This is a genomic window from Alteromonas infernus (assembly GCF_902705815.1).
This window is the reverse complement of record NZ_CACSIG010000042.1, coordinates 135,492-148,253: the sequence shown is the minus strand read 5'-3', so window position 1 is coordinate 148,253 and position 12,762 is coordinate 135,492. Positions and strand designations below refer to the sequence as shown.

The 12,762-nt window shown below is 43.8% G+C and carries 12 protein-coding genes; 5 read left to right on the top strand and 7 right to left on the bottom strand.

Annotated features, from left to right (window positions below; genetic code table 11):
• Positions 1–137: 137 nt before the first annotated feature.
• The 4 genes from ACX5J7_RS11220 to ACX5J7_RS11205 all read left to right on the top strand — a co-directional run bounded on the left by ACX5J7_RS11220 (position 138) and on the right by ACX5J7_RS11205 (position 4,745).
• The gene (locus tag ACX5J7_RS11220) at positions 138–404 is read left to right on the top strand and encodes a DUF4212 domain-containing protein (RefSeq protein WP_015068163.1); all 267 of its coding nucleotides are present in this window, start codon (positions 138–140) and stop codon (positions 402–404) included.
• 3 nt (positions 405–407) lie between these two features.
• Positions 408–2,114 carry a sodium:solute symporter family protein gene (locus tag ACX5J7_RS11215; RefSeq protein ID WP_015068162.1) on the top strand — a complete coding sequence of 569 codons (1,707 nt, stop codon included), beginning with the start codon at positions 408–410 and terminating at the stop codon, positions 2,112–2,114.
• Positions 2,115–2,217: 103 nt separating this feature from the next.
• A complete protein-coding gene (locus ACX5J7_RS11210; protein ID WP_498707245.1) occupies positions 2,218–4,059 on the top strand; it encodes a DUF294 nucleotidyltransferase-like domain-containing protein in 1,842 nt (613 codons plus the stop codon).
• Positions 4,060–4,064: 5 nt separating this feature from the next.
• On the top strand, positions 4,065–4,745 hold the full coding sequence (locus tag ACX5J7_RS11205; RefSeq protein WP_015068160.1) for a 3'-5' exonuclease: 681 nt from the start codon (positions 4,065–4,067) through the stop codon (positions 4,743–4,745).
• Between the two features lies 1 nt (position 4,746).
• Here ACX5J7_RS11205 and ACX5J7_RS11200 read toward each other — a convergent pair whose 3' ends face one another.
• Complete coding sequence (locus tag ACX5J7_RS11200; protein ID WP_278383523.1) at positions 4,747–5,736, bottom strand: GGDEF domain-containing response regulator; 990 nt, start codon at positions 5,734–5,736, stop codon at positions 4,747–4,749.
• Between the two features lie 126 nt (positions 5,737–5,862).
• Entirely contained in the window at positions 5,863–6,282 is a 420-nt protein-coding gene (locus ACX5J7_RS11195; RefSeq protein WP_020744348.1) for an MAPEG family protein, read from the bottom strand.
• Positions 6,283–6,563: 281 nt separating this feature from the next.
• On the opposite strand from ACX5J7_RS11195, the gene ACX5J7_RS11190 reads away from it, so the two are divergent.
• Positions 6,564–7,721 carry a tetratricopeptide repeat protein gene (locus ACX5J7_RS11190; protein WP_015068157.1) on the top strand — a complete coding sequence of 386 codons (1,158 nt, stop codon included), beginning with the start codon at positions 6,564–6,566 and terminating at the stop codon, positions 7,719–7,721.
• A gap of 65 nt (positions 7,722–7,786) precedes the next feature.
• Here ACX5J7_RS11190 and ACX5J7_RS11185 read toward each other — a convergent pair whose 3' ends face one another.
• From ACX5J7_RS11185 to ACX5J7_RS11165, 5 genes are all read right to left on the bottom strand, one after another.
• On the bottom strand, positions 7,787–8,626 hold the full coding sequence (locus ACX5J7_RS11185) for an isopenicillin N synthase family dioxygenase (RefSeq protein WP_015068156.1): 840 nt from the start codon (positions 8,624–8,626) through the stop codon (positions 7,787–7,789).
• Between the two features lie 169 nt (positions 8,627–8,795).
• Positions 8,796–10,007, bottom strand: a complete 1,212-nt coding sequence (locus ACX5J7_RS11180; RefSeq protein ID WP_015068155.1) for a NupC/NupG family nucleoside CNT transporter — start codon at positions 10,005–10,007, stop codon at positions 8,796–8,798.
• Positions 10,008–10,019: 12 nt separating this feature from the next.
• Entirely contained in the window at positions 10,020–10,643 is a 624-nt protein-coding gene (gene udk / locus ACX5J7_RS11175) for a uridine kinase (protein WP_498707244.1), read from the bottom strand.
• A 188-nt stretch (positions 10,644–10,831) separates the two neighbouring features.
• The gene (locus ACX5J7_RS11170; RefSeq protein WP_498707243.1) at positions 10,832–11,785 is read right to left on the bottom strand and encodes a hypothetical protein; all 954 of its coding nucleotides are present in this window, start codon (positions 11,783–11,785) and stop codon (positions 10,832–10,834) included.
• Complete coding sequence (locus tag ACX5J7_RS11165; protein ID WP_462835716.1) at positions 11,785–12,678, bottom strand: substrate-binding domain-containing protein; 894 nt, start codon at positions 12,676–12,678, stop codon at positions 11,785–11,787. The genes ACX5J7_RS11170 and ACX5J7_RS11165 overlap by 1 nt, the downstream gene beginning before the upstream one ends.
• Between the last annotated feature and the right edge of the window lie 84 nt (positions 12,679–12,762).

Sequence of the window (12,762 nt, the reverse complement as noted above, 5' to 3'; positions counted from 1 at the left end):
CCTCCTAGATGCTTGACTTTTGCTGCTTTGTTCTTTCAATTGATAAAGACCGAATCACAGCAATAACGTTAACAAAGCCGAGCGTTAGGGAATTGTAAAATCATAACAACTAGTTAACCTGACATGAGGGTGAAACAATGGCATTTAGAAACGAAGAGGACAAAAAAGCGTATTGGAAGGAGAATTTATCACTCCTTGCCAAGCTTTTAGTCGTTTGGTTCATCGTATCATTTGGTGCCGGCATACTGTTTGTCGATATCTTAAATGAAATTCAGTTCTTTGGCTTTAAATTAGGCTTCTGGTTTGCACAACAGGGCGCAATTTACGTATTTGTTGCATTGATCTTTGTCTATATGGCAAAGATGAACGCCATGGATAAACGCTACGGCGTAGATGAGGAGTAAAGCATGGACGTTCAAACTTTAACATTTATTATTGTTGGCGCTTCTTTTGCGCTTTACATTGCAATTGCAATTTGGGCTCGCGCTGGGTCTACTAACGACTTTTACGTTGCTGGTGGCGGCGTGCCACCTGTGATGAACGGTATGGCTACCGCAGCAGATTGGATGTCGGCAGCGTCTTTCATCTCTATGGCTGGGCTTATCTCATTTATGGGCTATGACGGCGCCGTCTACCTTATGGGCTGGACCGGCGGTTATGTATTGTTAGCACTCTGTTTAGCACCTTATTTACGTAAGTTCGGCAAATTTACGGTGCCTGATTTCATCGGTGATCGTTACTACTCTCAAACGGCACGTACGGTGGCTGTATTCTGCGCAATCTTTGTTTGTTTCACATACGTGGCAGGCCAAATGCGTGGGGTCGGTGTGGTATTTAGCCGTTTCTTAGAAGTAGACATCGTATCTGGTGTGGTTATCGGTATGGTTATCGTGTTCTTTTACACCGTGTTGGGCGGCATGAAAGGCATTACCTATACTCAGGTAGCACAATACTGCGTAATGATATTCGCTTACATTGTACCAGCGGTATTTATCTCTATGATGGTGACAGGCCACATCCTGCCGCAAACAGGGTTCGGTGCCACACTCGCTGACGGCTCCGGCGTCCATATGCTGCAAAAGCTCGATAATTTATCCGTCGAACTTGGGTTTAATGAATACACATCCGGTACCAAAAGTACCATAGACGTATTCTTTATTACCTTTGCACTTATGGTGGGTACAGCGGGTCTTCCACACGTTATCGTTCGTTTCTTCACTGTGCCTAAAGTTCATGATGCACGTAAATCAGCAGGTTATGCATTGGCGTTCATTGCTATCTTGTATACCACTGCTCCTTCGCTAGCGGCATTCGCTCGGGTCAATATGATTGAAACCATTAATGGCCCTGAAATGACAGGAACCAGCTACGCAGAAGCGCCGTCTTGGATTAAAAACTGGGAACAGACTGGGCTAATCGCCTTTGAAGATAAAAACGGCGATGGCAAGATGTTCTATTCGGGTGATGAGCGCAACGAAATGAAAGTTGACCGCGACATCATGGTATTGGCAAACCCTGAAATTGCCAACCTACCAGCATGGGTAATTGCGTTGGTTGCAGCGGGGGGAGTGGCAGCAGCCCTTTCTACATCGGCAGGCTTGCTGTTGGTAATTTCCACCTCTGTATCTCACGATTTGTTGAAGCGAAACTTCATGCCAAATATTACCGATAAAGCCGAGCTTATGTATGCGAGGTTAGCTGCGGGGGTGGCAATTGTTATCGCGGGCTACTTCGGTATTAATCCGCCCGGCTTTGTGGCTCAGGTGGTCGCCTTTGCCTTCGGCTTGGCTGCGTCGAGTTTCTTCCCCGCTATCATCATGGGTATATTCAGCAAACGCATGAATGATAAAGGGGCCATTGCAGGCATGATTTCAGGTATTGCCTTTACTGCGGCTTACATCATTTACTTCAAGTTTGTAAACCCAGCAGCAAATACGCCTGATAACTGGTGGTTCGGTATTTCGCCAGAGGGCATTGGCACGGTAGGTATGCTGGTGAACTTCATTGTGGCGTTCCTAGTGTTTAAAGCAACCGATGAAGCACCTGAAGAAATCCAAGAGCTGGTTGAAAGCATTCGTTACCCGAAAGGTGCGGGCGAAGCGTCAGCTCACTAAACGGATAATGCCTTCAGATAGGCTTTAGCAAATAAAACCAATCTACTGGCGAAAGTGAGTAGGTTGGTTTTTTCTTTTTTGTCTTAAAAATTGGACGACGGCTATGACGGCAATGGCTAAACAAGTGGAAGACTTCTTAAATACGTCTGCGCCTTTCGATGTGCTTGATAAAGAACAGAAATTGGAGCTAGTTAAGCACACCGAGCTTATTTACGTTACTTCCGAGAATGTTAGCGACCTTTACCAAGAAAATAACGCACTTTTTCTTATACGAGGTGGGCAGTTCTCTATTCAAGATTCAGATGCGCCTTTGCGTCATTTAAGTGAAGGCGACTACTTTGGCTATGCGGGGATCATGGAGCAGCGCTCCTTCCCGTTAAGTATCAGTGTAGACAGCCCTGGGCTCGTTTATCGTTTCGATGCATCGGCTGTTTCGCCCTTATTTGAGCAGCCGGCGATACGACAATTCTTTAATGGGTTAAGAGACAACGCCCTGCAGAGTCATGCTATTTCTGATACTAATTCAATGTGGCTATATAAAGGGCTGTGTGATGTTATTGAAAAAGCGCCTGTATCGGTAAATGCAGATACGTCGATTTCAGCGGCGGCACAGCTAATGACAACGCAAAAAGTGTCGTCATTGTTGGTAACACAGAATGACAAGCTTACCGGCATTGTTACCGATCGCGACTTGAGATCCCGGGTGGTTGCGGCTTCGTTAGATACCCATTTGCCGGTAAGTGAAATTATGACGCAAAGCCCTGCGCAAATAACTGGAAATAGGACTTTGTTTGATGCGCTAGCACTAATGACAGAAAAAAATATCCATCACCTGCCCGTTATCGATCATCAGTCACTGGTGCCCTTAGGTATGGTAACGGCGAGTGATATTATTCGCCATCAAAGGGGCAACGTTCTCTTCATTATTGGCGAGCTTAGTAAAGCTGAAAACTTGTATGAATTGACTCGGCTGTCCTGGCAGCTACCTCACTACTTTGCTGCTCACGCAAAAAAAGCGGGGGATTATGATATCGCCGGAAAAATTTTGTCTCAGGCCACCGACATTATGACAAGAAAGTTGATTGGCTTTTTTCAACAAGCCAACGGTAAAGCCCCTATGATGTTTGCTTGGCTTGTGTATGGTTCTCAGGCAAGAGAAGATCAAACAATGGGTTCGGATCAAGACAACGGCTTGTTATTGGCAAAGGCCCCGACTAAAGCGCAGGCTGACTACTTTTCCAAGATGTCGGAATATGTTTGCAATGGCCTAGCAAAGTGCGGCATAAAGTTGTGCGATGGCAACATAATGGCCAGTAATCCCGCGCTTCGGCTGTCACTAGACGAGGCCATAGAGGAGGCACGGCACTGGGTAAAGGCACCGACAAAAGACGCCATCATGCACTTTAATATCTTTCTTGACGTGCGCTGCGCCGCAGGTGACGTCAGCTTGTTTAAGCAGCTACAAAAACAGCGCGCTCCTCTTATGAAACAAAACATGTTTTTGGCCGCTCTGGCAAGACACAGTAATGAGATTTCTGTTCCGTTATCGATGTTTCAGAAGTTTATTTATGAAAAAGCGAAAAACGACAAACAAAAAGAAAAGGATGTCATTGACCTTAAAACCCGAGCGGTAGCGTTAATTAATAATATAGCCCGTATTTATGCATTGGCGGACGGGATCACACTACCTAATACCCTTGCTCGTTTAGACGCATTATCATCTCGCTCTCAACTGTCAAAACGAGATGCCACTAATTTGCGCGACATTTGGCTTTTCTTAAACAGATTGCGCTGGCGTCATCAGTTGGAAAATAAAGTGACCGACAATAGAGTGTCGATATCGAGTCTATCGTCCATAGAAAAACATCAGCTTAAAGCTGCATTTAAAGCCATAGATAGAACCAATCAGGCAATGGTAATGAAGTTTTCTGGCGGCGTAGGCTAAATGCGATGATAAAGCAGTTTATACAAGCGTGCGCCTCAGTGTTTTTCGATAAAAACAGGTTTAAAGCAAAGCTTCGAGAACGCTATGTAGGTAAGACTTCATTTGCCGCTATCGATTTAGAACTTACCTCCCTGCAGCCGTCTAAAACACAAATAACCTCATTGGGTTATGTGGAAGGTAAGGGGATGCGAATTTCTCTTGCATCAAGCGGATATCATGTAATTAATACACGTGCCGACCTAGGGCAAAGCCCGGTCATTCATGGTTTAACGCAAGACATATTAGAGAGAGGAGAGGAGCTTGACGAAGCACTGCGTCACTTACTGCCACTACTAAAGCGTAATATTCTGATATTTCATAACGCTAAACTTGACCTAATGGCACTTGACCGGGCGTTCAAGCAGAATAATTTACAAACAGTAGAGGTGATTTACATTGATACCCTACAACTGGCGCTATATCAGTTAAACAAACAACATCAGGTTCTTCCTAATAATAGCGCTACGCTTACGGTGTGTCGGCAGCGCTTAGACTTACCCGCCTTTCCCGCCCACAATGCATTAGACGATGCGTTAGCCACGTTACAGTTATTTTTTGCCCAACTAAACGAATTAGGGGTTACCGGCGAAGACTCATTAAAGGCATTGCTTCATACCAAGGCTGTGGGTCAATATCAATTAGGCTGAGCTACTCGCTTTGACTTTTGATTGGAAGATGGGCGTGGTGATTTTCAGAAATGCTTTTTATCACTACCGAAGGCGCTTTCAATTGGTTTCTTCCAGATGTTTTTGCCGCATATAAATTCTTATCGGCTTCCAGCATGACATGGTCGATTGTTTTGCTAGCATCATCATGTTTAATGGCGAGCCCTGCGCTTAGTGTAATGCGCCCGTATCCAGATGCAGAGTGTGGAATATTTAAATCGTAAACAATTTTCAGCAGACGCTCGGTCACTGCTGTTGCCCCTTCCACATCAGTGTTAGGCAATATGACCAGAAACTCTTCGCCGCCAATTCTTACCAGCTTATCCATGGGGCGTAGCAGCGCATCATTAATGGTCTTGCTGACCTTCCATAAACAACTATCGCCGTCTAAATGGCCATACATATCATTAAAGAGTTTGAAATGATCGATGTCGAATATGACTAAGGCAAGGGGAGTAGAGGTTCGAAGCTCATCTTTTACTAGCCGAGGAAGGTAGTCATCAAGGTAGTGCCGATTGTACGCACCAGTTAGTTTGTCTACATAAATGAGCTTTTCGAGCAGGTCGTTCCTCAGCTTATGATTAATATGTGATTTCACTCGGTTCCGTAGAGTACATGCATTTACAGGTTTCACCACAAAATCAACGCATCCAGAGTCCCAGCACCGAGTCTCTTCTTCATCGGTACTCGATGAAGTAACAAAAATGATAGGGATGTGAGCGCATAAAGGCTTACTCCTTAGAAGCGCGGTGGTTTGATGCCCATCGAGTTCAGGCATTGACACGTCCATTAAGATTAAATCAGGCGTGTGAAACTTACAGTACTCAATAGCCTCCTGTCCTGAACTCACAGAAGTACAGGGAACCGTGTCCTCAAGTAATGTTTCCAGTACAAGTCTGCTGCTGGCTTGGTCGTCAACGATAAGCACTTTACAATCTTTTAAAGTACGCTCGCCAACTTGCTCAATATACACGCTCGCTCCTCAGTGCGGGTGATGACTTCCATAACACACATTACTCCTCAACGAAGCAATTGTAGATTAATCATAAGTTGAATATTGAACCATTTGGTTCACATTATTTACATAGTTGCAGCGTTCCTACATAAATAATTGGAAAATCGCAAGTCCAAACACGCCAACTGTACAAAGCACGCCAATCATGTAGAAATAGCTTCTGGGGCTAGGGTTTTTTTCCGTAGCTATTGCGTAGTATAGCCCCATATGCATTATTCGGCATAATGCATATATCCATATTAGTAACGCTAATAGCGTTGTTGGTGCGCCTAAAAACATGCATAGAATGGCAGGAAGCGTAAATTGGTGTACGTTCTCTAACGAATTATGAAAGGTTCGGTGGCTTCTAAATACAAAACTATCATGACTTAACTCATCACTAACTTTACCCGGGATATACTGGGATTGTCTTCTGTGTGCAATGGCGGCCACGATGTTTTGAACAAACACAGTAAAAATAATCAGTAACAGGCCGGCAATGCTATAGGTATAGACAGCGAACATACGAACTCCTTTTCAGCAGATTTGATATTTTTGAAATGCGAGCACATTAATGCTCAAAAAAGTTAGCGTTAATACCTACGCCACGCGCATTAGAAGAGTTCGCAATAAAAGATGAAGCGAAGCACCAAATTTTCAGCGCTTCGACTTGTTTACGCGGTTTTAAAAGCCAACAAATACGTTCTTTTGCGGTGAGGGGCTAACATTTGGGGTTGTAAATAAAATGTGAAATTTGTTGCGAGTGCTATAATTTAGGCTATCGAGTAAATAAAAAGGTGCCTATTATGAATGCTCGAATTCTTGTAACAATACTGTTTTGTTTTGTAGTTGGTGGGTGCACGTCTACTAATAACAATCAGGCAGATGCTACACCAATATTATTAAACGATAGCCTCTTTCCCTCTTTTAGTTTGTTTCCCGTCGAGCCGCCCGAAGAGATTTTTTACTTAGATGAAGACGCACAGCAATTTGCAGAAAAAGCCGTGCATGAAAAAAGCATTTTACAAAAAAATGTGAAAGGGTTAGTAAAGGCCATTTTCGATCATTCTGACCGCGGGATGCTTTATCGAAACAGTGCCAATACTACAGCAAATACCACGTTTAATAACCGCGCTGCCAATTGCCTTTCATTGTCTATTATGACTCTGGCGTTAGCTGAACACGTTGGGCTTACCGCCACTTTTTATGAAGTAGATATCCCAGAGTATTGGACTCGCCGTGAAGGATTTAGCTTGCTTAACGGGCATATTAATTTGCGTATTTCACTACCTAATGAAAGCCCTGTAGCCTCGGTTGGCGGAACGTGGGCAGATGTAGATTTCGACCCTCAAATGTTACGCAATTACTTCCCAAGAAAGGCAGTATCGAGAGACAAGGTTATAGCTATGTTTTACAACAATAAGGGCGCTGACGCTTTAGTGGCGAACAGTTATACCCGAGCCTACAGCTATTTTAGAGCCGCAGCCAAAATCTCCCCTGCGTTACAGCAGACCTGGGTAAATTTGGGCGTTTTGTACCGAATGGTTGATGAGTACGAGCAAGCTGAGTTGGCCTATAAGCATGCGTTAGCACTGGACGATGAAAACTTAACGGCATGGGAAAACTTATCGATTCTTTATACCTATCAAAATAAAGATGATGCGGCCCTAAAGATAACTCAAATGGTAGAGGCTAAACGTAAAAATAACCCGTTTTATCACTATATCTTAGGTGAGCAGGCCTTCGAGGCTGGAAAAGCCGATGTGGCAATAACCCATTACGAGCGAGGGCTTAGGCTTGATAACGCACGTCATGAACTATTGTTTGGAATGGCAAAAGCATTTCATGAGCTAGGTGATGTGAGTAAAGCAACGCGTTATCTTAAGCACGCAGTTAAGCATTCACCGAACGAGCAAGAAAAGCAGCGTTATTCGTCTAAATTAGCGTCGTTGGCTAGTCGCTAATGCGAGGGCAAAAAAAAGCCGCAGACTAGCTGCGGCAAAGAATAACACTACAAAAGGAACTTAATTTATATAACGCCCAGCTCACGAAGGCGCTCTTGCAGGTATGACCCCGCAGTATGACGTTCTGAAAGAACAACATCTGGTCTAGGGTGTAAGAATAGTGGCAATGAAATACGAGATTTCGTCATGTCAGCGCCATCTGGGTTTACAACCCTATGCGTAGTTGATGGGAAATATCCGCCTGATGCTTCTTGAAGCATATCGCCGATATTCACAATCAAATTCCCGAAGTCACAAGGAACCTCTAACCAACTACCGTCTTTAGCTTGTACTTGCAGTCCAGGCTCATTGGCTGCAGGTAAGATAGTAATTAAATTAATATCTTCGTGTGCAGCAGCGCGGATTGCGTCAACTTCTTCATCACCTTTAAGTGGTGGGTAGTGCAGTATACGTAGCAAGGTTTGATCTGAGTCTTTGATCATGTCGCCTAGCGGTTGACTGTACTTACCGCTCACCTCTGAAGGAGAGTGTTTTTCTATCCAGCCTAGTAACTCTTTCGCTAAGCCATTTGCTTCCTCATAGTATTGAGAAATCTGAGGGCGTAGTGTGTCTGGGCACTGACCCCACGGATAGAAATGGTAATACTCTTTAATATCTTTTTTCGTAAAGCCTTTGGCTACCTCAGAAACACTCTGAGGGAAAAATCCGTCTTGTTTACCTTTGTTGTACAGGTAATCATTCTTCTGTTCACTGTCGAAGAAGGCCTGCCAATTATCGTAAATACCTTGAACCAATGACTGCTGGATAGGGTGGTTTTTTAAAACACCGAACCCGGTTTCGCGAAGTGACTTCACGAATTCTTCTTGAGCGTTGTCCGCTTGGTAATCTACAGCAACTAATTGCATAACTTTATCCCGTATATATTGACTGCGGCATTATAAAGGTAGACGGGCTACAGAAAAAAGTCGCAGAAATTGATACAAATCAACCCCGCGATGAATTTGCGCGTAATTTACATAAACCTGACCAGTTAGTCTAGTATTTTCTTGACCAACTGGTCTGATTTAATGAAATTTAACCAAGAGAGAGGTAAAAGCCCGCTAGCGCGGCGCTCATTAAGTTTGATAACGTTGCAGCAATAACAGCTTTTAACCCCAGTCTCGCAATTTCTTTTCTGCGTGTTGGTGCCATAGCACCAATTCCACCCATCAAAATGGCGATAGAAGAGAAGTTTGCAAAACCACAAAGTGCAAAGGTGATAATGGCCTGAGATGCTTCAGACAGCTGTTCTTGGCTTTCTAAGAAGTTGAGATAGGCAACGAACTCGTTAACCACCATCTTCTGTCCAATAAAGCTGCCTGCAAGTTGCGCTTCTTCCCATGGAACGCCGATTGCCCATGCAAGAGGTTGAAGCACATAACCCAGGATCCCTTCAAACGTTACGTTTTCATAGCCAAATAACCCTGCTGTCCAGCCTATAAGACCGTTGAACATGGCAATAAGTGCTATGAAAGCAAGTAGCATTGCACCTACGTTTAACGCAAGCTGCATGCCTGATGCAGCGCCGCTGGCGGCTGCATCAAATACATTGGCGTAGCCGGTATCTTCCGCGTCTACGTCATGTAAATCTTCGTTGGGTTTGGTTGTTTCAGGCAAAATGATCTTTGCCATCAATAAGCCACCCGGTGCCGCCATAAAGCTGGCTGCAAGTAAATATTTAAGCTCTACACCCATTCCGGCGTAACCTGCCATTACAGAGCCTGCAATGGAAGCAAGGCCCCCCACCATAATGGCGAAAAGCTCAGAACGGGTCATGTGTGGGATGAATGGGCGAACGACTAACGGCGCCTCAGTTTGGCCGACAAAAATATTGGCCGCTGACGACATAGACTCAGGACGACTTGTGCCTAGCGCTTTTTGTAGAAAGCCACCAATCACCTTAATAACAATGCCCATTACCTTAAGGTGGTATAAGACCGCAATTAGGGCTGAGAAAAACACGATAACAGGAAGCACGTTAAAGGCGAAAATAAACGCTATCGATTTGTCGCCAATAGGGCCAAATAGAAAATTAATCCCTTCTTGGCTGTAGGCAATAATATTGGCGACAAATTTTGTCGCGCTTAACAAGACTTCTTTACCAGGTTCCGAGTACAGGACAAAGGCGCCAACCGATGCTTGAATAGCAAATGCGCCGCCTACAGTGCGCAGATTAATACTGCGTTTGGCGGAGGATAACGCGAAAGCAATACCCAGAAGGACGGCTATGCCCAGTAAACTTACCATAGTAATGTTCCCTTAAAGAAGCGCTTGCTGAATGTGTGATTTAATCACATCTAATGCAATTTGGTTTTTGCCACCTTGCGTCACTACTACGTCGGCAGTGAAGCGGCTAGGTTCGATAAATTGATGATACATTGGCTTAACAGTCTCTTCGTACTGTTTTGCCACAGATTCAATACTGCGACCACGTTCTTTGAGGTCACGCATCATTCTGCGCATTAAACAAATATCTAGTGGGGTATCGATGAAAATTTTAACGTCGTACAAGGGTAGTAAGTCGGTACGGGCTAGCAACATGATACCTTCAAGTATTATTACCGGTGCGGGGTTTAAACGCTCCGTTTCAGGTAAACGTGTGTGCGTTTTATAGCAATAATGTGGGTAGTCGATAGGTTGACCGTCACGCAATGCTTGTAAGTGCGCTTTTAAAAGCTCATGTTCAAAGGCGCTGGGGTGATCATAATTGTTCTTCTCACGCTGCTCCATGGGAAGATGATCTTGCGCACGATAGTAGTGATCTTCGCGCAGCACTTGAACGGGACGTCCTTGGGCACTGAAGCCGTTGAACAAATTTTTTGTAAAAAGAGACTTCCCAGAGCCCGAAGCCCCAGAAATGGCAATAATAAGTGGCGATTGCATAGTACTTTAAAGCTGGTTTTGTTGGTGCAAAGATACGCGTTTAGGCCTCGCGAATCAATGCCATATTCGCAAGTTATCAGATTTTGGATCGGTCTTTGCTAGAACTTTATCGTATTTTCAAGGTATTGCAGGCTGTTTACTTAATTAGCAAAAAATAACAAAAAGTTCTCCAAGTGGTCAGTTTTTAGTTAATTTCCAATGATTTCAATATCCTCTTCTCTTATAGATGGTAACGCGTAAGAGTGTTGTTTCGAACGCGACCCTTCGCCCTGTGCCCTAGGTGGGTAATACGTTTCTTTTTCTTTAGAATAGCCAACGAAAACCTCATCAAGCGCCGCGCGTACTTCACTGAGCGTTTTATCAAGGTTCGCGTTGAAATCTGGGCGTTTACGCTTGGTATGACCCAGTTCTATCAGTCGACCGAAGCTTTTATTCGCTAAGGCGAGCAATTCAGTTGGCACGTCTTTATGGGGGGGAAGCGGCTCGCCAGGGTGCTCGATGCAATATTTAACCAGTGCGGTGTAAAAACATAACGGTTTATTTTGTAGTGTAACGGCTTTGTCATCGATACCATTGGAAATTGTCTTTTCTTTGAGGTTGATGACTAATTTAGGCGTAGGTGGAATTATCTCTTCTACTATTGCGCGACGCTTTTTAGTTCGGTTTGATACCGCGAAGAAAGGGGTAAGAAGCATTGATAATGCTAGTGCAGCCCAACTGAACGATAGTGCACTTAAAAGGCTTTTGCCTCGCATTTCTACCGTGATTTCTTGCTCGGCGTTTTTAAAGTTTGTGGTGACAAGTTTTGGATACTGGCTAAAGTCTTCTTTCGTTGTAACCACCCCTTGTACCTCTCTTACGAGGACAGGGTATCCTTCATCTTTGAGTGTAGCGTTTAATCTGCCAAGATAGCGAAAGATTGCAAATTGATTAACCGGCGTATTTAACGTGTTATTTCCTACATCTAAAAACGCACTGTCTAGACTAATTCTGCGCTCTACCTTGTCTAGCGCTCGATGAATGGAAGCTTGATAAGACAATAGCTGAGCTGTCAGCGCAATGCATTGGAGAAGTGCTATTAGAACAACCAAATTTAATCCGATAAATGGCTTGGACTTAAAGTGGAGCTGTTTATTACCCATTAATTACACCCCTCTTCCAATGTAATAGTTTTGTAATAGGGGCGAGGATGGGCCATGGCTATTTCGTGCACAACGCTTTGCATCGCGCAGAATAAGTCGGTGTTCTGAGTTTGCATTTTTAAGAACCACTGCATACCGCTTACGCTCTCTTGAAGGGGAGTGGCATAGTTTCTAGAAAAGCTATCTTTGTCTTCTTGTGCCCAATACGAAGAAATAATATCAATCTCACCCGCAAGCAGGGCCCGTCTTAACTCTTGGTGCGAACTGTAGTAGACGATATTTACATTGTTATCGCTTAACCCCAAGTTCTGCATAACTGTTTTAGGAACAATGTGTCCTGAACGACTGCTAGGGTAGTCAAGTAACCCAATTCGCTTTCCCAATAGGTATTCTTTGGATAACTGAGGGCGTTCTCTTAACGCTATAAAGAACGCAGAGTAATCTGGGTGGGAAGCAATTTTAGTTAAACCATATATTTGGTCTGCGCCGAAGGCGTTTACCACATTACTTTTAACGAGCGCTAAATCGACGACGCCATGGTTAATGTATCGGAACGTATCATAATCACTTTGGCCGATGGTTACTTTCACTTCACCGTATTGCCGTTTTATCGTTTCATCATTACACAACCGTTGCCTTGCCATTTCGGCAATGCGTCCATCGGTAACATAGACTGAAAAAACGTCATTATTTCCTACAAGTTCGGTTTTGCAGGTTAAATATTGACCAGTTTGAGGGGCGATGTCACTAAAAGAAACGGAATTTTGAAAATAGTTTATCGAACCGCACAAGATGGCGGCTAACATAAAAATTATCCATTTTCCGGAAGCAACAATTCTGAAATTCGTCAAAAAAACGACCAAATGAATTAACGATTTATATAGTGATTTCATCAGTTAAGGTTATTTATTGCAATAGGTAAATTTATTTTAAGGTGTTAACTATATGAAAAATGGTTAATTTTTATAGGTAAACCT

Excerpts from the sequence above, each read along its gene's own strand:
- ACX5J7_RS11220 (WP_015068163.1), top strand. The coding sequence starts at position 138 with ATGGCATTTAGAAACGAAGAGGACAAAAAAGCGTATTGGAAGGAGAAT.
- ACX5J7_RS11215 (WP_015068162.1), top strand. The coding sequence starts at position 408 with ATGGACGTTCAAACTTTAACATTTATTATTGTTGGCGCTTCTTTTGCG.
- ACX5J7_RS11210 (WP_498707245.1), top strand. The coding sequence starts at position 2,218 with ATGACGGCAATGGCTAAACAAGTGGAAGACTTCTTAAATACGTCTGCG.
- ACX5J7_RS11205 (WP_015068160.1), top strand. The coding sequence starts at position 4,065 with ATGATAAAGCAGTTTATACAAGCGTGCGCCTCAGTGTTTTTCGATAAA.
- ACX5J7_RS11195 (WP_020744348.1), bottom strand. The coding sequence starts at position 6,282 with ATGTTCGCTGTCTATACCTATAGCATTGCCGGCCTGTTACTGATTATT.
- ACX5J7_RS11190 (WP_015068157.1), top strand. The coding sequence starts at position 6,564 with ATGAATGCTCGAATTCTTGTAACAATACTGTTTTGTTTTGTAGTTGGT.
- ACX5J7_RS11185 (WP_015068156.1), bottom strand. The coding sequence starts at position 8,626 with ATGCAATTAGTTGCTGTAGATTACCAAGCGGACAACGCTCAAGAAGAA.
- ACX5J7_RS11180 (WP_015068155.1), bottom strand. The coding sequence starts at position 10,007 with ATGGTAAGTTTACTGGGCATAGCCGTCCTTCTGGGTATTGCTTTCGCG.
- udk (WP_498707244.1), bottom strand. The coding sequence starts at position 10,643 with ATGCAATCGCCACTTATTATTGCCATTTCTGGGGCTTCGGGCTCTGGG.
- ACX5J7_RS11170 (WP_498707243.1), bottom strand. The coding sequence starts at position 11,785 with ATGGGTAATAAACAGCTCCACTTTAAGTCCAAGCCATTTATCGGATTA.
- ACX5J7_RS11165 (WP_462835716.1), bottom strand. The coding sequence starts at position 12,678 with ATGAAATCACTATATAAATCGTTAATTCATTTGGTCGTTTTTTTGACG.